Source organism: Oceanobacillus alkalisoli (assembly GCF_021556485.1).
Classification (GTDB): domain Bacteria; phylum Bacillota; class Bacilli; order Bacillales; family Amphibacillaceae; genus Oceanobacillus; species Oceanobacillus alkalisoli.
The window spans coordinates 213,779-233,499 of record NZ_JAKGBW010000004.1 but is presented as its reverse complement, the minus strand read 5'-3'; the positions used below and the strand labels follow the sequence as shown (position 1 = coordinate 233,499).

Annotated in this window: 14 protein-coding genes; all 14 read left to right on the top strand. The window is 45.3% G+C overall.

The window, feature by feature from the left end:
• The first annotated feature begins 238 nt into the window (after positions 1-238).
• The 14 genes from LZD48_RS06335 (at position 239) to fba (ending at position 19,690) form a co-directional block, all read left to right on the top strand.
• Complete coding sequence (locus tag LZD48_RS06335) at positions 239-676, top strand: YwiB family protein (RefSeq protein WP_235761898.1); 438 nt, start codon at positions 239-241, stop codon at positions 674-676.
• Complete coding sequence (gene argS / locus LZD48_RS06330; RefSeq protein WP_235761897.1) at positions 673-2,343, top strand: arginine--tRNA ligase; 1,671 nt, start codon at positions 673-675, stop codon at positions 2,341-2,343. The genes LZD48_RS06335 and argS overlap by 4 nt, the downstream gene beginning before the upstream one ends.
• A 775-nt stretch (positions 2,344-3,118) precedes the next feature.
• Positions 3,119-5,221 (top strand): (Fe-S)-binding protein, encoded by a 2,103-nt coding sequence (locus tag LZD48_RS06325; RefSeq protein WP_235761896.1) that lies wholly within the window; start codon positions 3,119-3,121, stop codon positions 5,219-5,221.
• Positions 5,222-5,749: 528 nt separating this feature from the next.
• Positions 5,750-6,931, top strand: a complete 1,182-nt coding sequence (locus tag LZD48_RS06320; RefSeq protein ID WP_235761895.1) for an acetyl-CoA C-acetyltransferase — start codon at positions 5,750-5,752, stop codon at positions 6,929-6,931.
• A 13-nt stretch (positions 6,932-6,944) separates the two neighbouring features.
• Positions 6,945-7,796 carry a 3-hydroxybutyryl-CoA dehydrogenase gene (locus LZD48_RS06315; protein ID WP_235761894.1) on the top strand — a complete coding sequence of 284 codons (852 nt, stop codon included), beginning with the start codon at positions 6,945-6,947 and terminating at the stop codon, positions 7,794-7,796.
• A gap of 33 nt (positions 7,797-7,829) precedes the next feature.
• The gene (locus LZD48_RS06310; protein WP_235761893.1) at positions 7,830-8,963 is read left to right on the top strand and encodes an acyl-CoA dehydrogenase; all 1,134 of its coding nucleotides are present in this window, start codon (positions 7,830-7,832) and stop codon (positions 8,961-8,963) included.
• Positions 8,964-8,975: 12 nt separating this feature from the next.
• On the top strand, positions 8,976-10,115 hold the full coding sequence (locus tag LZD48_RS06305) for an acyl-CoA dehydrogenase (protein WP_235761892.1): 1,140 nt from the start codon (positions 8,976-8,978) through the stop codon (positions 10,113-10,115).
• 153 nt (positions 10,116-10,268) lie between these two features.
• A complete protein-coding gene (gene meaB, locus LZD48_RS06300; protein WP_235761891.1) occupies positions 10,269-11,216 on the top strand; it encodes a methylmalonyl Co-A mutase-associated GTPase MeaB in 948 nt (315 codons plus the stop codon).
• Positions 11,209-11,829 (top strand): TetR/AcrR family transcriptional regulator, encoded by a 621-nt coding sequence (locus LZD48_RS06295; RefSeq protein ID WP_235761929.1) that lies wholly within the window; start codon positions 11,209-11,211, stop codon positions 11,827-11,829. The genes meaB and LZD48_RS06295 overlap by 8 nt, the downstream gene beginning before the upstream one ends.
• A 22-nt stretch (positions 11,830-11,851) precedes the next feature.
• Positions 11,852-15,094 (top strand): fused isobutyryl-CoA mutase/GTPase IcmF, encoded by a 3,243-nt coding sequence (icmF, locus tag LZD48_RS06290; protein WP_235761890.1) that lies wholly within the window; start codon positions 11,852-11,854, stop codon positions 15,092-15,094.
• A 123-nt stretch (positions 15,095-15,217) separates the two neighbouring features.
• Positions 15,218-15,709 (top strand): DNA-directed RNA polymerase subunit delta, encoded by a 492-nt coding sequence (gene rpoE, locus LZD48_RS06285; protein ID WP_235761889.1) that lies wholly within the window; start codon positions 15,218-15,220, stop codon positions 15,707-15,709.
• A 202-nt stretch (positions 15,710-15,911) separates the two neighbouring features.
• Positions 15,912-17,519, top strand: coding sequence for a CTP synthase (pyrG, locus tag LZD48_RS06280; RefSeq protein ID WP_235761888.1), 1,608 nt, complete (start codon positions 15,912-15,914; stop codon positions 17,517-17,519).
• A gap of 681 nt (positions 17,520-18,200) precedes the next feature.
• The gene (locus LZD48_RS06275; protein ID WP_235761887.1) at positions 18,201-18,566 is read left to right on the top strand and encodes a response regulator; all 366 of its coding nucleotides are present in this window, start codon (positions 18,201-18,203) and stop codon (positions 18,564-18,566) included.
• Between the two features lie 269 nt (positions 18,567-18,835).
• A complete protein-coding gene (fba, locus tag LZD48_RS06270) occupies positions 18,836-19,690 on the top strand; it encodes a class II fructose-1,6-bisphosphate aldolase (RefSeq protein WP_235761886.1) in 855 nt (284 codons plus the stop codon).
• The last annotated feature ends 31 nt before the right edge of the window (positions 19,691-19,721 follow it).

The window sequence follows — 19,721 nt, the reverse complement described above, 5'->3', positions numbered from 1 at the left end:
TTTACTCTTGCACAATCGTTGTGCATCCTTCTGAAACCCTTATGAATCAAGGATAAACCGGATTGACGCCACTGAACACCAATAGTTTTGCCCTTCTGTTGTTTATCCAACATAGCTTGGAAAATGTCCAAAAAGTAGCCAGCAGAGCGTCGGTAAAAGAAAAACACAGCTTTTTATTGAAACCTTAGCCAACTTACCGATATAATAAGGACATTATTCAAAAAGGAAAGGCGATAGGATGAACGAGCCAGAAAAGCGAGTTGCGATTCAACTAAAGATGAAGATTCAGGATGCTTCGGATAAGGAAGTAAATCATATAAAATCAACCGGCGTATTTTTTCGGAAAGGTAAGCTGGATGTGCTAAGGTTTGAAGAAAAAATAGATGATGTGGAAATCTCAACCCTCGTCACCATCCAGAAAGGGAAAGTGACGATTAAACGAAGCGGTGGAATCTCGATGCATCAGCAATTCCGCCTCGGTCAAATAACGGAAAATGTCTACAAACACCCACACGGAAACCTTCATATGGAAACATTTACGCAACTGATGATGTATCAGCCATTGGGGCACGGCATACCAGCACGGCTGAACCTGGATTATACGGTTAAGCTAAATGGACAAGACGAACGAAAGCATACATTAGAGTTAATGATGATAGAGGAGGATCCTGAATGAACGTATTGGAACAGACAGAACAGAAGCTGAAACAGGCAATTTCGGAAGCCGTGCTCGCCTCAAGGTTAGCAAGCGCAGAAGAACTTCCGGAAGTTATTTTAGAGAAACCAAAAGATAAATCCCATGGTGATTTTGCGACGAATATTGCGATGCAGCTAGCCCGGATTGCCAAGAAAGCACCACGGCAGATTGCAGACGAAATTGTAAAACAGATTAACGAGACAGAGGCATCGATTGAAAAAATTGAAATCGCCGGACCTGGGTTTATTAACTTTTTTATGAAAAATGATCTTCTCGAGCAAATCATCCCGACAATCTTGAACCAGCAGGAGAATTACGGGAAAAGTGATGCTGGAAAAGGCGAGCGTGTTCAGGTTGAATTTGTTTCGGTGAACCCGACTGGGGACCTTCACCTCGGACATGCCCGCGGTGCAGCTTATGGAGACGTGCTCAGCAGTTTGCTTGCAGCGGCTGGCTATCATGTCGAACGGGAATATTATATTAACGATGCCGGCGGCCAAATCGATAAGCTAGGGTTCTCGGTTGAGGCACGCTATTTGCAGGAGCTCGGTGAAGATGTCAAGATGCCGGAAGACGGCTATCATGGTCAAGCCATCATCGATATGGCAAAAGCAATTGTCGCTGAAGACGGTAATAAGTGGCTGGATAAAACGCATGAAGAACGCTTTGAATACATGAAGGAATATGGATTAAAAGCTTCACTGCGCAATATTGAACGTGACTTGAAAGACTTCCATGTTGTATTCGATAATTGGTTCTCGGAGCGCACGTTATATGAAGATGAGCAAATTCCAAATGCCATAGAGAAGTTAAAAGACGGTGGATATGTTTACGAAGAAGACGGGGCAACTTGGTTCAAGACGACTGAATTCGGTGATGATAAGGACCGTGTCATTATTAAACAGGACGGAAACTACACGTATTTGACACCAGACATCGCCTATCATAAAAATAAATTGGATCGTGGCTTTGATAAGCTCATCAACGTCTGGGGTTCCGACCACCACGGCTATGTCGCCCGTATGGACGCCGCGATTCAGGCACTTGGTTACCCGGCAGACAAGCTGGAAGTGAAGATCATTCAAATGGTGAATCTCTTTGAAGGCGGGGAAAAGGTCCGGATGAGTAAACGTACCGGAAAAGCAGTGAGCTTGCGTGAACTGATGGAAGAGGTTGGAATTGATGCGACCCGTTATTTCTTCGTTGCCCGCTCAAACGATTCCCAGCTTGATTTCGATATGGATCTGGCTCGTTCGCAATCGAACGAAAACCCGGTCTATTACGTGCAATATGCCCATGCCCGGATCTGTACGATGCTTTCTCAGGCGGAAACGAGAGGGTTTAATACGGATGGGGAGTTTGACTTTGCACAGCTTACATCGGAGAAAGAGCAGGAGCTCCTTATGAAACTTGGTTCCTTCCCGCAAACGATCGCTGACGCAGCGGAGAAGCATGCACCGCAACGCGTAACGAATTATGTGTTCGAGCTCGCAGCCCAGCTCCATAGTTTCTATAACGCGGAAAAAGTGCTGGATTCCGACGCGCCAGAACGGACTACTGCAAGAATCGCTTTAATGAAAGCAATCCGCATCACCATCGCCAACGCACTTAACCTGATTGGCGTAACAGCACCGGAGAAGATGTAAAGCTCAAAGGGCGCTATGGAGTCAAATCAATTTCTATTGTGTAGGGAATGGATTTGGCTCTTTTTCTGTTCTTGTGATAAAACAAGTTAGTAAATATGTTAAATTAACATTTATAGATTTGTAATTAAGATGTTGGTTACTTTCATTCAGCGTAAGTGTCCGAAACTTTCTACTGGAGGTCCGCAGTCCAGACACCTCTCGCACCTGCTGAGCGGTCGTCAAGCCTCCTCGCGCTGAGCACTAAGGGGTCTCGCCAGGCCTATCCTCCCGCAGGAGTCTCGAGGTGTCTGGACTGCTACCAGGAAAGACCATATTTGGATCACTGTTTAATGTTCTGGAAATGGTATACTCCCTATCATGACGGAGCAATTTCTATTTAAAGAATCATCTAACCAGTTCAGTTGCCCGGGGGAACGGTGACTCCTACGGGAAAAGCACGTGTCCAGACCTGAGCAGGAAGCGGTTTTCTTCCGAGGAGGCTGAGGCCGTGCCCGTGGAAAGTATCCGTCCCCCCGGGCAACTAAACGGCGATTAGTGCTCTAAACTAGTGAATGCGCAAAACACTTACGCTGAATGAAAGCAATAAACAGTTCACTCCCTATCTTTCAAAATAAACTAAAATAATTTCATACAGACTATTGACTGAATGGTCATTCACCTATAAAGTAGTATGTACTATAATGATATATATCTGCAGCTAATCAAGACGAGAATTTTTTTTAAAACATCATGTAATCGCTATCATTCCAAACGAATGAAAGAAGGGGGCATTTAAATGGATACATTTCAAATCATTAACTGGATCGCATTCTTAGTTGTAACCATCTATGCAATCTATTTATTTGCTAGAGTCATCGCAACGAGAATGTCCTATATCAAACTTGGGAGAAAGTCAGAGTTTGATGGCGAAATCAAATTACGCTTGGGGCGCGTAGGAAAAATTGTGTTCGGGCAATCAAAGCTGCTGAAGGATAAGAAGTCAGGAATTATTCACGTCATGATGTTCTATGGCTTCATCCTTGTCCAGTTCGGCGCTATCGACATGTTCATCAAAGGACTGGCGCCGGGCAACCATTTGCCGCTTGGAGCCCTTTATCCAGGGTTCGTCTTTTTCCAGGAACTCGTCACCTTGATGATTCTTGTAGCGGTTGTTTGGGCATTTTACCGCCGCTATATGGAAAAGCTTGTCCGGCTGAAGCGCGGTTTTAAAGCGGGACTCGTGCTTATTTTCATCGGGACGCTTATGCTTTCTGTCCTTGCTGGAAATGGTATGCTCATGCTCTGGCAGGAACGGGCAGTGACCTGGACAGAGCCTGTTGCGAGTCTCATCGCATCAGCCTTCAGCTTCCTGTCGCCAGAAGCAGCTATGGTCCTATTTTTCATCGCTTGGTGGGTGCATACAATCACTTTGCTTTCCTTTTTAGTGTACGTCCCGCAATCCAAGCACTTCCACTTGATTGCAGCACCAATCAACGTATTTTTAAGTAAAAAGGTACCTGGAAAATTAGAAAAAATTGACTTTGAAATGGACGCGGAGGACGAGGAAGAAGAAATTTCCTTCGGTGTTGGGAAAGTTGAGGACTTCAGCCAACACCAGATGATCGACTTTTACGCCTGCGTGGAATGTGGCCGTTGTACGGACGTCTGTCCAGCAGCAGGTACCGGAAAGATGCTTTCCCCGATGGATATTATGATTAAGCTCCGTGACCATCTCACGGAAAAAGGGGCTGCAGTAACTGGAAATTCCCCTTGGGTACCAAGCTATGCATTCTCGAATTCTGCTGGAAATATCGCTAGTGGCGAGGGAGAGGCTGCAGCTACCATTCAAAATATGAGTCTAGCAGGGGACGTTATTACAGCAGAAGAACTTTCTGCATGTACGACTTGCCGGAACTGTGAAGATGCTTGCCCGGTAAATAATGAACACGTTGGAACGATTATCGATCTGCGCCGTTATTTAGTGATGACGGAAGGGCAGATGGATTCCGATATCCAACGTGCCGTGCAAAACATCGAGCGCCAAGGAAACCCTTGGGGACTATCAAAAAAAGATCGCGTGAAATGGCGCGATGAAGATGAGTCGGTTTATATTCCGACAGTAAAAGAATTAAAGAAAGAAGATAAAGAGTTTGAATACTTGTTCTGGGTGAGTTCGATGGGAGCTTATGACAGCCGTAGCCAAAAAATCGCGCTCGCCTTTGCGAAACTGATGAACCGCGCTGGCGTCAGCTTTGCCATTTTAGGAAATACCGAAGCAAACTCTGGAGACACAGCCCGCCGGATTGGAAATGAATTTCTTTTCCAAGAGATTGCGGAAAAGAATATTAAGCAATTCACCAAATACGATGTGAAGAAAATCGTTACGATTGACCCGCACGCCTATAATATTTTTAAAAACGAGTATCCGGACTTTGGTTTTGAAGCGGAAATCTACCATCATACACAATTACTCTATGATTTAATCATGGAAGAAAAACTGCAGCCAACCGGGCAGATTAATGAACGCCTGACGTATCATGACTCCTGTTACCTCGGTAGATACAATGGTGTATATGATCCGCCAAGGGAAATCTTGAAATCAATTCCGGGTCTTGAATTAGTAGAAATGGTTCGTAATCGGGAAAATGGTATGTGCTGCGGGGCTGGAGGTGGCTTGATGTGGACAGAGGAAACAACTGGAAACCGCATCAATGTTGCCCGGACAGAACAAGCATTACAAGTGAGCCCATCGATGATCTCGACAGGCTGTCCATATTGCTTGACGATGATCAGCGACGGAACAAAAGCAAAGGAAGTCGACGAAGACATCAGCACGCTTGACGTAGCAGAAATTCTAGCAATCTCCGTTTTTTCTGAAGAAGAAGCGAAAAGAGCGTAAGATTAGATTGAGGTTGGATACCGCTTTGAGTTAGGCTGAAAATCCGAACAAAATCATATATTGAGCGTCAGCCGCCGCTCTGGGAATATACTTCGCGCATCCTTTGGCGGCTGGTGAGCCTCCTCGGGCTGTCGCCCTGTAGGGTCTCACCTATGCCTCTTGCGGGAGTCTCCGTATATTCCCGGAGCTAGGGAAGAGGTATGTTCGGATTTTCTCTACATTAGAGGATCGGTATCTTTTCCTCTTGTTTTTAACTAAATTAATGAGCGAGCGTTCGTTCAATCAAATAATGTTAAAATAAGATTAACTTAATGAACATCTATTAAACATCGACGTATCTAACTAGTCCGAGTGAGTGCAGGGCGGTGACTCCTGCGGGAAAAGCACGAGTCCTGACCTTAGCAGGAAGTGCTCTTCTTCCGAGGAGGCTGTGGCCGTGCCCGCGGAAAGCATCCGCCCGGAACGAACTCGGACGGTAGGTAAAGCAGAGTTACTTTAGGAAAAATACAATCACTTAGGAGGATTATGATGAGAAAATCAGTAATTGTGTCGGGAGCAAGAACCCCATTTGGAAGATTCGGGGGTGGATTACAACCTCTCCAAGCATCTGACCTCGGCGGAAAAGTAATCGCCGAAGCAGTGAAACAAGCAAACCTGGAAGGTGACCAAATCGATGAAGTAATTATGGGAACCGTACTTCAAGGTGGTCAAGGTCAAATCCCTTCTCGCCAAGCAGCAAGAAAAGCTGGACTCACGTGGAACGTGAAAACAGAAACAATCAATAAAGTCTGTGCCTCCGGACTCCGTGCGGTTACGCTTGCCGATCAGCTTATTCGTCTAGGTGATGAGGACACAATCGTAGCAGGTGGGATGGAAAGCATGAGTAATGCTCCATATATTTTAAAAGATGCTCGCTGGGGACACCGGATGGGCGACAAACCTGTTGTTGATTTAATGATCCATGATGGACTCACCTGCGCTTTTGATGGTGTCCATATGGGGAATTATGGAAACAGTACAGCAGATCAATTCAATATCAGCCGCGAAGCTCAGGATGAATGGGCTTACCGTAGTCATAAGCGGGCAGTCGAAGCAATTGAAGATGGGAAATTCAAAGATGAAATTGTCCCAGTTGAAATTCCGCAGCGAAAAGGGGACCCCGTCCTAATATCTACAGATGAAGCACCGCGGAAGAATACGAGCATCGAAAAACTTGCTCAACTGCGCCCAGCTTTTGATAAAGACGGAACAATCACAGCAGGTAACGCACCGGGAGTAAACGACGGAGCCTGTGCATTTGTCGTGATGGGTGACGATAAAGCAGAAGAACTTGGGAAAACACCGCTCGCGACAATTCTCGGTCATGCGGAAGTTGCGGTTGAAGCAGCGAATTTCCCGCAAACGCCAGGTCTTGTCATTAATGAACTTTTAAAGAAAACGGGTTATACAAAAGAAGATATCGATCTTTATGAAATCAACGAGGCATTTGCTGTTGTGTCGCTTGCAAGCGGGGAAATTGCTGGGATTGATATGGAGAAGGTAAATGTTAACGGCGGGGCAGTTGCACTAGGCCACCCGATTGGAGCAAGTGGCGGAAGAATTATTTTAACGCTTATCCATGAACTGAAAAGAAGAGGTGGCGGTCTTGGAATCGCCGCGATTTGTAGTGGCGGCGGTCAAGGAGATGCGATTCTTATCGAAGTGAAATAAAGGGGGAACGATGATGGCAATTAAACGCGTAATGGTAATTGGTGCAGGGCAGATGGGGGCAGGTATCGCTCAAGTCGCAGCTCAAGCTGGTTTTGAAGTTCTGTTACACGATGCAAATGAAACAGCCCTTGATAAAGGGATGCAACGAATCGAAAAACTGCTCATTCGCGCCGTCCAAAAGACGAGAATCACGGATGAAGAGAAGACATCAACGCTGAACAATCTGAAGCGGGCAGAGAAACTAGAAGATGCGCGAACGTGTGATTTAGTCATCGAAGCTATTGTTGAAAATATGGACGTGAAAACAAAGCTTTTCCGTGAACTGGATGAAATTGCCCTGGCTCATACGATTCTAGCGACGAACACATCATCATTACCGATTACGGAAATTGCAGCTGTAACGAAGCGCCCGGAGCAAGTTATCGGCATGCATTTTATGAACCCGGTCCCGGTGATGAAGCTCGTCGAAGTCATTCGCGGAATTCAAACGAATGATGAAACGTATGAAAAAATTGCTCAGATGGCAGATAAACTCGGGAAAACGGCTGTTGAAGTTGCGGATTTCCCAGGCTTTGCAGCGAACCGGATTTTAATGCCGATGATCAACGAAGCGATTTATGCGGTTTATGAAGGTGTCGCTTCACCAGAAGACATTGATACGGTGATGAAGCTCGGTATGAATCACCCGATGGGACCGCTCGAACTCGCAGACTTCATCGGACTTGATACATGCCTCTACATTATGGAAGTGCTCTATGATGGTTTCGCAGACAGTAAATATCGTCCGTGCCCATTACTAAGAAAATATGTGAAAGCAGGCTGGCTCGGTAAGAAATCCGGTCGCGGTTTTTACGTATATAACTAATACAGCGTGAGAACAGTTAAGGGGGTAACCGGAATGGACTTGACGTTTACCGAAGAACAGGAAATGATGCGTAAAATGGTCCGCGATTTTGCTGAGGCAGAGATTGCAAGTGAAGTGGAACGGATGGAGCGGAAAGACCGCTTTCCAGAAGAAGTGGTCCGGAAAATGGGTGAGCTCGGTTTAATGGGAATCCCGATTCCAGAAAAATACGGTGGAAGTGGAATGGACTTCACATCTTACATTATCGCGATTAATGAAATATCAAAGGTGAGTGCCGGTGTTGGTGCTATTTTATCTGTCCACACATCCGTTGGTACGAACCCGATTTTAAAATTTGGTACAGAAAAACAGAGAGAGAAATATATTCCGAAGCTCGCAAGCGGAGAATATGTAGGAGCTTTTGCACTCACGGAGCCAGGTGCTGGGTCAGATGCCGCAACTATTAAAACGACGGCGAAACGGGACGGGGAACACTATATTTTAAACGGCTCGAAACTGTTCATCACGAATGGAACCCATGCAGATACGTTTATTACATTTGCGAGAACCGGTGAAGGGACGAAGGGGATTAGCGCTTTTATCGTGGAAAGGAACACTCCCGGTTTTTCCATCGGGAAAGCAGAAAAGAAAATGGGACTGCATGGTACCGGGACGGTCACATTGAATTTTGACCACTGCAAAGTGCCGAAAGAGCAGCTCCTCGGAGAAGAAACGGAAGGCTTTAAAATTGCGATGGCGAACTTGAGTGTCGGGCGTATCGGGATTGCCGCTCAAGGTCTTGGTATTGCAGAAGCGGCACTTGAACATGCAATCCATTATGCGAAAGCACGTGTTCAATTCGGCAAGCCAATCGCACGTCTCCAAGGAATCTCTTTTAAACTCGCTGATATGGCAACAGAGGTCGAAGCTGCCAAGCTATTAGTCTACCGGGCGGTGGATCATGTCGAAAATAATCTGCCGCTCAGCAAAGAAGCATCCATGGCGAAAATGTATGCATCAAATACGGCAATGAAGACGGCAATTGAAGCGGTCCAAATCCATGGCGGCTACGGCTATACCGAAGATTACGCCGTCGAACGATTTTTCCGGGAAGCGAAAGTTACTCAGATTTATGAAGGTACCAATGAAATTCAACATGTTGTCATCTCGAAAAACTTACTGGAATAGGAGTGAACAAGAATGAATTTTCAACTGACGGAAGAACAGGAAATGCTGCGGAAAATGGTCCGTGATTTCGCGATAAATGAAGTGGAACCGACTGCTGCTGAGCGGGACGAAGAAGAACGCTTTGACCGGGAGATTTTCGATAAAATGGCTGAACTCGGCCTGACTGGAATCCCGTGGCCGGAAGAATACGGTGGAATCGGTGCAGACTTTGTAAGCTATTGTATGGCGGTTGAAGAATTATCCCGCGTCTGTGCGTCAACCGGAGTGACATTGTCCGCCCATCTATCCCTTGCCAGCTGGCCGATTTATAAGTATGGCACGGAAGAACAGAAGAAGACGTTTCTTCAGCTGCTTGCGACTGGTGAAGCGCTTGGTGCCTATGCTTTATCAGAACCAGGTGCAGGAAGTGACGTCGCTGCAATGAAGACTGTTGCGAAAAAAGATGGCGACGATTATGTGTTGAATGGTAATAAAGTTTGGATTACAAATGGTGGAGTTGCCGATCTTTATATTGTTTTTGCGAAAACGGATCCTGCGGCAAACCACAAAGGCATTAGTGCATTCATCGTGGAGAAGGGAACAGAAGGCTTCACCTTTGGGAAGAAGGAGAAAAAGCTTGGCATTCGTTCTTCCCCAACGACCGAACTGATTTTTGAAAACTGTCGTATTCCAAAAGAAAATCTGCTCGGTGAAGAAGGGGAGGGCTTTAAAATTGCAATGACGACGCTGGATGGCGGGAGAAACGGAATTGCCGCTCAAGCTGTCGGGATTGCCCAAGGAGCGCTTGATGCATCAATCAATTACGCGAAAGAAAGAGAGCAGTTCGGAAAACCGATTGCCGAAACCCAAGGAATATCTTTTAAACTTGCTGACATGGCAACAGAGGTAGAGGCAGCCCGTTTATTAACCTATCAGGCAGCATGGCTTGAGAGTAACGGAAAACCATATGGGAAAGAATCCGCCATGTCCAAACTATTCGCAGGAGACGCAGCCATGCGGATTACGGTAGAAGCAGTCCAAATCTTCGGCGGTTACGGCTACACGAAAGATTACCCAGTCGAACGCTACATGCGCGACGCCAAAATCACCCAAATCTACGAAGGTACCCAAGAAGTCCAACGCCTCGTCATCGGCCGCACCGTCACAAAGTAACTGGGACACGGGGTCAGAGCGCTTGTCCCAGTGTCATTAGGGTCAGAGCTGTTGTCCCAGTGTGAAGTGGGACATTAGGGTCAGAGCACTTGTCCCAAAACGAAATGGGACAACAGCTCTGACCCCAATGTCTCGGCAGAAAGGAGGAGCATCATGCAGACGATAGTGGAACGGATGAAACGAAAGGATGTACGTGCGCTGGCTCGGGCGATTACAATGGTGGAAAATGATCATCCGGAAAAGCTTGAGCTGTTAAGTGCGGTCTTCAGCGAGCGGAAACACGCTGTCTATGTTGGGCTGACCGGCTCACCAGGCGCAGGCAAAAGCTCCCTTGTAAACCGGCTTGTCACCCAAATCCGGAATGAGGGAAAAACTGTTGCTGTCATTGCCGTTGATCCGACAAGTCCGTTCAGTGGCGGTGCACTCCTCGGCGACCGGGTCCGGATGAATGAACATTTCCTTGATGACGGCGTATTCATCCGCAGTATGGCGACGCGCGGCAGTCTCGGCGGTCTTGCCCGTGCGACGAAGGATGCGGTGCGCATATGTGATGCCTACGGGTTTGATGTGATTTTAGTCGAAACAGTCGGTGTCGGCCAGTCCGAGCTCGACATCATGAAAATCGTCGACACAACAGCCGTCGTCCTTACGCCGAACAGCGGAGACGTGCTCCAGATTTTTAAAGCAGGCATTATGGAAATCGCCGACCTTTTCGTCGTCAACAAAGCAGACCTCCCAGGCTTCGGTAAATTGAAGGCATTACTGAAAGAACTTGTCATGATTACCGCAACCGCAGACCGGGAGACACCAATTATCAAGACCATCACAACGGAAAATAAAGGAATCGATAAACTGTGGGGGAAAATCAAAGAACATCATGACTATCTCTACAAAACCCACGAAGGAAAAAGAAAACGAACGATGCAGCAGGAACTGGAAGTCTATGAACTCATCCGCGAAGAAATTTGGCGAGAAGTGAAACAATTTGTCGAATCAAAGCGGCAGCTTGAGCCAATCGAAGCAGATGCAGATCCTTACAAGCTTGCGATAGACTGGTACACAAGATGGAAGAAGGAGGGAGGCTTTACAGATGATGGATAAGAGTCAAATTATCTCGTCTGTAAAAGACGAAGACCTGATCAAAAAGCGTCGCGATCAGATGATTCAAGGTGCGATTCGGCTTTTTAAAGAGAAGGGCTTCCACCGAACGACAACGAGGGAAATAGCCAAAGAATCCGGATTCAGTATCGGCACCCTTTATGAATATATTAGAAAGAAGGAAGATGTCCTCTTTCTTGTATGCGATTACATCTATGACGGGGTGCGCGAGCATTTTGAAACCGAACTGCAACTGAAAAACCCCTCTGAAGAAAATTTGAAAGCAGTCCTTACGTTTTATTACGAGCTGATGGATGACATGCAGGAAGAAATCCTTGTTCTCTATCAAGAAATAAAAGGCTTAAATAAGGAAACAAGGAAATATGTGCTGCAAAAGGAAAAAGATATGGTCGCCATGCTTGAGAAGCTTATCCTTTCTTGCTACCGGGATGCTATAACTGAAGAGGAAGTAAGCATCGCAGCGAATAATATCTTTGTTCAAGGTCATATGTGGGGCTTCCGTCGCTGGATTCTGCAACAGAAATTCACGCTTGAAGAATATATCAATACCCAAATAAAGCTCAATCTTCATGGCCTCTTGCATAAAAAGGGATGATTAAAAGGGGAGGAGAAACATCATGCAACAAGTAGAGGTTTACAAACCGAAAAATCCGATTCGTTTTGTCACGTCATCAAGCTTGTTTGATGGCCACGACGCCTCGGTCAATATTATGCGCCGGATCTTGCAAGCAACAGGGGCAGAAGTGATCCACCTTGGCCATAACCGCTCCGTGGAAGAAGTCGTCTACGCCGCAATTCAGGAAGATGCAGGGGCCATTGCCGTCTCTTCCTATCAAGGCGGGCACGTCGAATATTTTAAATACATTATTGATTTACTGAAAGAAAATGATGCTAGCCATATTAAAGTTTTCGGTGGCGGGGGAGGAACGATTATCCCCCGTGAAATCAAAGAACTCCATCATTACGGTGTTGATTGGATATTTTCTCCAGAAGACGGCCGGAAATACGGTCTTCAAGGGATGATTAACCGCATGATGGAACAGAGCGATTTTTTAACACCGATTCAAATAAAAAAGGAGAAAGAGCGCCTCTACAACAGTGAACGTGATGCGATTGCGAAGTTCATTACGTATATGGAAAACACGCCGAATGATTCCGAGGAGAAACAGCAGCTTCTGAAGGAATTTCGCGGTAAAGCAGCTAAAGCAATCCCAGTACTCGGGATCACTGGAACTGGTGGTGCGGGTAAAAGTTCGCTTACCGATGAACTCATCCGCCGCTTCTTGAATAAAGTTCCGGATAAAAAAATCGCGGTCATCTCCATTGACCCGACAAAACGGAAAACTGGCGGGGCATTGCTCGGTGACCGGATTCGCATGAACGCTATTTTTCATAACCGCGTCTATATGCGCTCCCTTGCAACAAGAGAATCAAGAGATGAACTGTCAACCGCTATCAATGATATTCTCGATGTCATCCGGGCAACAGGTTTTGACTTTGTGATTGTAGAGACGAGTGGAATCGGACAAGGTAATGCTGCAATTACCGATGTTACCGATCTTTCGATGTATGTCATGACAGCTGAATTCGGTGCCCCGACCCAGCTTGAGAAGATTGATATGATTGATTACGCAGATTTTATCGTTATAAATAAGTTCGAACAACGGGGTTCAGAAGATGCGTTGAATCAAGTGCGTAAACAATATGAACGGAGCCGGATGCTTTTTGGCCAAGACAAAACGAAATATCCCGTATTCGGAACAATTGCGAGCCAGTTTAATGATACAGGCACGAACTCTCTATTCGCTTCCATCATCGATACGCTGAACGAGCGGTACGGCTGGGAGGAAGAAGTTGATTTTGCAAGGCATGTCCTTTCTGAAAAGCAAAATCAGATCATTTCCGGGGATCGCCGCCATTATTTGCGTGAGATTGCCAGTATCGTCCGTGATTATACTAAACAGACGGAAAAACAAAGCGAGATAGCGCGAAAACTGTATCAGCTGCAAGGAACGCTGGACATCATCGAAGACCCGGAAGTGAGGGAACTTCTTGAACAAACGATAACCCAATATAAAAAACAGTTGAGCAATCATTCAGTTGAACTGCTCGAATCATGGGATGAAATGAAGGAACAATATAGCCAGGACACGATTGTCTTCAAAATTCGTGATAAGGAAATCGTAACAGAAATCACAACAGAATCTTTATCAGGCCTGAAGATTCCGAAAGTCGCCTTCCCGAAATTCCAAGATTGGGGCGAACGTCTCCGCTGGCTGATGAAAGAAAACGTCCCGGGAAGATTCCCATTCACAGCAGGCGTATTTCCGTTCAAGCGGGAAGGAGAGGATCCGACCCGTCAATTTGCTGGGGAAGGAACACCAGAGCGGACGAACCGGAGATTCCATTATTTATCGAAGGACGCTGAGGCAAAACGGCTATCCACCGCCTTTGATTCTGTCACCCTTTACGGAGAAGATCCGGCAGAGCGCCCCGATATTTACGGGAAAGTCGGAGAAAGCGGGGTCAACATTTGTACGCTTGAAGATATGAAAAAACTATATGCCGGCTTTGATTTGACGAGCCCGCTCACCTCTGTGTCAATGACGATTAACGGACCGGCCCCAATTATTTTAGCGATGTATTTCAATACAGCAATCGACCAGCAAGTCGATACATTCACGGAAAAGAATAGCCGGAAACCGACAGCCGAAGAATATGAAGACATTAAAAATAAAACAATTTCCGTCATTCGCGGAACCGTTCAAGCAGATATTTTAAAAGAAGATCAGGGGCAGAACACTTGTATTTTCTCTACAGAATTCGCCTTGCGTATGATGGGGGATATCCAGGAATATTTTATTGAAAAAAATGTGCGCAACTATTATTCTGTTTCCATCTCGGGCTACCATATTGCAGAAGCTGGCGCAAACCCAATTACCCAGCTCGCCTTCACGCTCGCAAATGGCTTCACGTATGTGGAATATTATTTAAGCCGAGGTATGGACGTGAATAAATTCGCACAAAACCTGTCCTTCTTCTTCTCGAATGGCCTAGATCCAGAGTATACCGTAATCGGGCGTGTTGCCCGCAGAATTTGGTCAATCGTTCTTAAGGAAAAATACGGGGCAAATGAGCGGAGTCAAAAGCTGAAATACCATGTCCAGACTTCCGGACGCTCCTTGCACGCCCAAGAGATTGACTTTAATGACATTCGTACGACACTGCAAGCACTCCTAGCCATCCAGGACAACACGAACTCCTTGCACACGAATGCATATGACGAAGCGATTACGACACCGACAGAAGAATCCGTGCGCCGGGCGATGGCGATTCAAATGATCATCAACAAAGAATTTGGACTGACGAAAAATGAAAACTCCACCCAAGGATCTTTTATTGTCGAGGAATTGACAGATCTTGTCGAAGAAGCGGTGCTCCAGGAGTTTGAGCGGATGAATGACAGAGGCGGTGTGCTCGGAGCGATGGAACGGCAATACCAGCGTGGTAAAATCCAAGAAGAATCCCTTTACTATGAAAGCAAGAAACATTCCGGCGAACTGCCGATTATCGGGGTGAACACGTATGTAAACCCGAACCCGCCAAGTGATGAAGAGATTGATTCGATGGAACTAGCCCGCGCATCCCAGGAAGAAAAGCAGCACCAAATCACGGAACTGCGCAAGTTCCAAAAGCAGCACGCAGATGAAACAGAAGCTGCTCTCAATCGGCTCAAACAAGCCGCAGTATCAGGAGACAACATCTTCGCTGAACTCCTTGAAACCGTCAAAGTTGCAAGCCTTGGCCAAATCACAACTGCTTTGTATGAAGTCGGCGGACAATATCGACGGAATATGTAAACTTTTAACTAAAAACCCTAGCATAAACACAACATACTTGTATATAATGAAAGGTATGTTTATCTTAGTAATATAGAAATGTAACCATCATTCATTAATATACAGTAAAAGGAGTGCGTATTTGTGTTAGATCAATACAGCCGCGAAGAATTAAAAGGAAAGTCTATGCTTGTCTTAGCTAGTCTTATTCTAAAAGACACGAAGAAAGCATTGGACTTCCAAGAACTTTATAATCAAATTGCAGAACTAAAAGGACTCACCAAACAGGCAAAAGAGAATCAAATCGCTCAGTTTTATACCGAACTCAATGTTGACGGCCGCTTCATCACACTTGGCTCAAATGTCTGGGGACTGAAAGAATGGTACCCGGTCGACCAAGCAGATGAACAAATCACAGCAGCACCGAAGAAACGGAAAAAGAAAAAGGCAGACGAATTTGATGAGGAAGAACTGGAATATGAAGCAGACCTCGTTGAACTTGGCGAAGAAGAGGAAGAAGAGGTCGTAGATGAAATCGACGAATTCGATGAAGACTATGACGAAGATTTAGATGAAGAAGAAGAGGAAGAGCTCGAAGTAGAAATCGACCTTGACGATGAAGAAGACGAAGAATAAAAAAATCAGGAAGCCTACTTGACTTTTTTTCATAGGATAAGTAGAATTTTATTTGGGCTCCTTAATCGACAAACAGGCGTTTTCCCAGAAAAAAATGGGAAGGCGCTTTTATTATTTTTAAGGGTGCTGCCAAAAGAGTTATAAATGTTTGTCTTCGGGCAACGTATAAATAGAATCTTAGGAAAGAAAGAGGGAAAGAGCAGTGACTAAATATATATTTGTTACAGGTGGAGTTGTCTCTTCATTAGGAAAAGGTATTACGGCTGCCTCACTTGGTCGCTTATTGAAAAACCGTGGGCTGAAGGTGACCATTCAGAAGTTTGACCCGTATATCAACGTGGACCCTGGTACGATGAGCCCGTATCAGCATGGAGAAGTTTTCGTAACGAACGATGGCGCGGAAACGGATTTGGACCTTGGCCACTATGAACGGTTTATTGATATTAATCTGAATAAATACAGTAATATCACAACAGGTAAAGTGTATTCCACTGTTATTAAAAAAGAAAGACGTGGCGATTATCTCGGCGGCACCGTACAAGTCATCCCGCATATAACGAACGAGATTAAAGACCAAGTTTTCCGTGCGGGCAGTGCAACGAATGCAGATGTCGTCATTACTGAAATAGGTGGTACGGTCGGCGATATCGAGTCACTTCCTTTCCTTGAAGCCATTCGTCAAATTAAAAATGAAGTTGGAAGAGACAGTGTGATGTACATCCATTGTACGCTCGTTCCATACCTTGCAGCAGCCGGTGAACTGAAAACAAAACCGACACAGCATAGTGTGAAGGAATTGCGTTCTTTAGGGATTCAGCCAGATATTATCGTGCTTCGTACGGAAGTCGAAGTATCAAAAGAACAAAAAGAAAAAATTGCTTTATTCTGTGATATAGCAGAGAACGCCGTAATTGAAATGCCTGACGCAGATACACTCTATCAAGTGCCAATCTCGCTTCAGGAGCAGCATTTAGATGATATCGTATTGAAGCATTTCGGTTTGGAATATCCGCAAGCTGAGATGGACGACTGGATTCAGTTGCTTGAAAAGGTGAGAAACCTTTCGAAAACGATCGACATCGGACTTGTCGGGAAATATGTGGAATTGCAGGACGCATACCTTTCCGTTGTTGAATCATTGAAACATGCTGGCTACGAATATGATACAGATATTAATGTACACTGGATCAATTCAGAGACGCTGACGAAAGAAGCAATTGAAGAAGAGTTATCTCATGTGGACGGTATCGTTGTACCAGGCGGATTTGGTACCCGTGGTATTGAAGGGAAAATTGAAGCAATCCGCTATGCACGGGAAAATAAAGTTCCGTTCCTCGGAATTTGCTTAGGCATGCAGCTTGCGACAGTTGAATTTGCCCGTAATGTACTCGGACTAAAAGATGCTCACTCCACAGAAATTGATCCGGAAGCAGCCCATCCAGTCATCTCGCTTCGTCCGGAGCAAGAGGATGTTGAAGAACTCGGCGGAACACTTCGGCTCGGTGCTTATCCATGTAAATTAGTGGAAGGAACGAAAGCCAAAGCGGCTTACGACGGGAAAGATATGATTGAAGAACGCCACCGTCATCGTTATGAAGTGAACAATGCATATCGCGGGCAGCTTGAGGAAAATGGATTCATTATTTCAGGTCTGAGTCCAGATGAAAGGTTGGTAGAAATCATCGAATTAAAAGACCATCCATGGTTCGTCGCATGTCAGTTCCATCCAGAATTCACATCCCGACCAACCCGCCCACAACCGCTGTTCAAGGGCTTTATTGAAAAAATCGCAAATGGAGAAAAAAGCTGATGCAACATGCATCAGCTTTTTTTATCGGTACCTTTTAAACGCTTTCATTCAGCGTAAGCGTTTTGCACGTTCATTTCGTTCGGAGCTTTAATCGCCGTTCAGTTGCCCGGTGTACGGATGCGCATCCATGGGCACTGCTAGAGCTCCTCGGGCTAAGCACTAAGGGGTCTCCAGGCTCGTGCTGTTCCCGCAGGAGTCACCGTCCACCGGGCAACTGAACTGGTAAGGATGATTATTATGAATAGCATTTATTTCAGTGCCATATCACGATAAAAATAATATTTTTGGAATAATAAACAGTGATTCAAATTTGGCCTTTCCTGGTAGCAGTCCAGACACCTCGAGACTCCTGCGGGAGGATAGGCTTGGTGAGACCCCGCAGCAGGCTTGCTGCGAGGAGGCTCACCAGCCGCTCAGCAGGTGCGAGAGGTGTCTGGACTGCGGACCGCCAGAAGAGAGTTTCAGACACTTACACTGAATGAAAACGATTGACAGTTCGTTGGTGGTTTTTTATATATCATCCAGTCCTCCAGTGCGAAAGTTGACTTAATAACTCAAAAATACGCCTTTAACCATATTTTCCCCTGAAATAACAATTCGGATAATTCAATAAAGAAGCAGGATATTTTCTATTTTTAGCGAACTTAAGATATGGGGAGAATGATAGAAGGGGGCAAAAAAATGACAAAGGAGTTATTAGTTGTAGATGACCAACCGGGGATACGCCTGCTGCTTACGGACATTCTAATGAACGCGGGTTATGAGGTCACGACAGCATCCGACGGGAGAGAAGCAGTAGATTTGCTTGGGGAGAGGCAATTTGCTTTAGTAATGTTGGATTACAAGTTACCATTGATTGACGGGCTTGGAGTTCTAGAGAAAATAAAAGAAATGGGACAATCTGTCCCGACGATTGTAATGAGCGGACTCGTTGAGAAAATTGAAACGGAGCTGAAAGAATTTCCGCATGTAAAACAAATTTTGGCAAAACCGTTCAATATTGAAGACATTCCAGTTATCGTAGAGAAAGCAATCAACAGAGTTTAAGGGGTAAACTCGAAAATTTTGTTAAATTTTTCACAACCAATCAGCCGCTATCAGCCTGTAATACCGCTATATCAGACTTTTTCAGATCATAAGGGAAAAATACATCTAAGAGATAAGCATGAGAATCAGTTGCACCAATGGTGAGTAGTTGGTATTCTTATAGTGTAAATGCCAATGAGGATTTTTTGCTCTAAAAACGAAAAAGATGTCGTTCTAAGGGTCGAATTCGAATTGGGCAATTGTTTTCATACATCAAAGGAGGAATTACCATGTCATTAGTATCAATGAAAGACATGCTCGAAAAAGCGAAAGAAAACGGGTATGCTGTTGGTCAGTTCAATATTAATAACTTAGAATACGCACAAGCGATTCTACAAGCTGCAGAAGAGGAGCAATCTCCGGTTATTCTAGGAGTCTCAGCAGGTGCTGGTAAATATATGGGTGGTTTGAAAGTTGTTGTAGCAATGGTTAAATCGTTAATGGAATCATACGGCACAACCGTACCTGTTGCGATCCACTTGGACCATGGTACAAGCTTTGAGCTTTGTGCAGAAGCAATCCACGCTGGCTTTACGTCCGTTATGATTGATGCATCCCACTCACCAATTGAAGAAAATATCGCAACAACGAAAAAAGTAGTCGAACTCGCACATATCCACGGTGTATCTGTTGAAGCGGAAGTAGGTACAGTTGGTGGAGAAGAAGACGGAATCATCGGCGGAATTATGTACGCTGACCCGAACGAATGTAAACAGCTCGTTCAAGAAACGAATGTGGACTGTCTTGCTCCAGCATTAGGTTCTGTTCACGGACCATACCAAGGAGAGCCGAATCTTGGATTTGAAGAAATGGAAGAAATCTTGAACCTCGTTCAGGTCCCACTTGTACTTCACGGCGGAACAGGAATTCCTTTAAAAGATATCCAGAAAGCAATCTCACTTGGAACCGCAAAAATTAACGTAAACACAGAAAACCAAATGGCACAAGCAGAAGCAGTACGTAAAGTTCTGAACGAAAAACCAGACCTATATGATCCGCGTAAATATTTAGGACCAGGTACAGAAGCAATTAAAGCAACCGTTAAAGAGAAAATGCGTGAATTCGGTTCCGCACAGCAAGCGTAAAAAATTTACCATCAAATTTCACTTGGAGGGA

Coding starts and splice junctions, on each gene's coding strand:
- LZD48_RS06335 (WP_235761898.1), top strand. CDS start 239: ATGAACGAGCCAGAAAAGCGAGTTGCGATTCAACTAAAGATGAAGATT.
- argS (WP_235761897.1), top strand. CDS start 673: ATGAACGTATTGGAACAGACAGAACAGAAGCTGAAACAGGCAATTTCG.
- LZD48_RS06325 (WP_235761896.1), top strand. CDS start 3,119: ATGGATACATTTCAAATCATTAACTGGATCGCATTCTTAGTTGTAACC.
- LZD48_RS06320 (WP_235761895.1), top strand. CDS start 5,750: ATGAGAAAATCAGTAATTGTGTCGGGAGCAAGAACCCCATTTGGAAGA.
- LZD48_RS06315 (WP_235761894.1), top strand. CDS start 6,945: ATGGCAATTAAACGCGTAATGGTAATTGGTGCAGGGCAGATGGGGGCA.
- LZD48_RS06310 (WP_235761893.1), top strand. CDS start 7,830: ATGGACTTGACGTTTACCGAAGAACAGGAAATGATGCGTAAAATGGTC.
- LZD48_RS06305 (WP_235761892.1), top strand. CDS start 8,976: ATGAATTTTCAACTGACGGAAGAACAGGAAATGCTGCGGAAAATGGTC.
- meaB (WP_235761891.1), top strand. CDS start 10,269: ATGCAGACGATAGTGGAACGGATGAAACGAAAGGATGTACGTGCGCTG.
- LZD48_RS06295 (WP_235761929.1), top strand. CDS start 11,209: ATGGATAAGAGTCAAATTATCTCGTCTGTAAAAGACGAAGACCTGATC.
- icmF (WP_235761890.1), top strand. CDS start 11,852: ATGCAACAAGTAGAGGTTTACAAACCGAAAAATCCGATTCGTTTTGTC.
- LZD48_RS06275 (WP_235761887.1), top strand. CDS start 18,201: ATGACAAAGGAGTTATTAGTTGTAGATGACCAACCGGGGATACGCCTG.
- fba (WP_235761886.1), top strand. CDS start 18,836: ATGTCATTAGTATCAATGAAAGACATGCTCGAAAAAGCGAAAGAAAAC.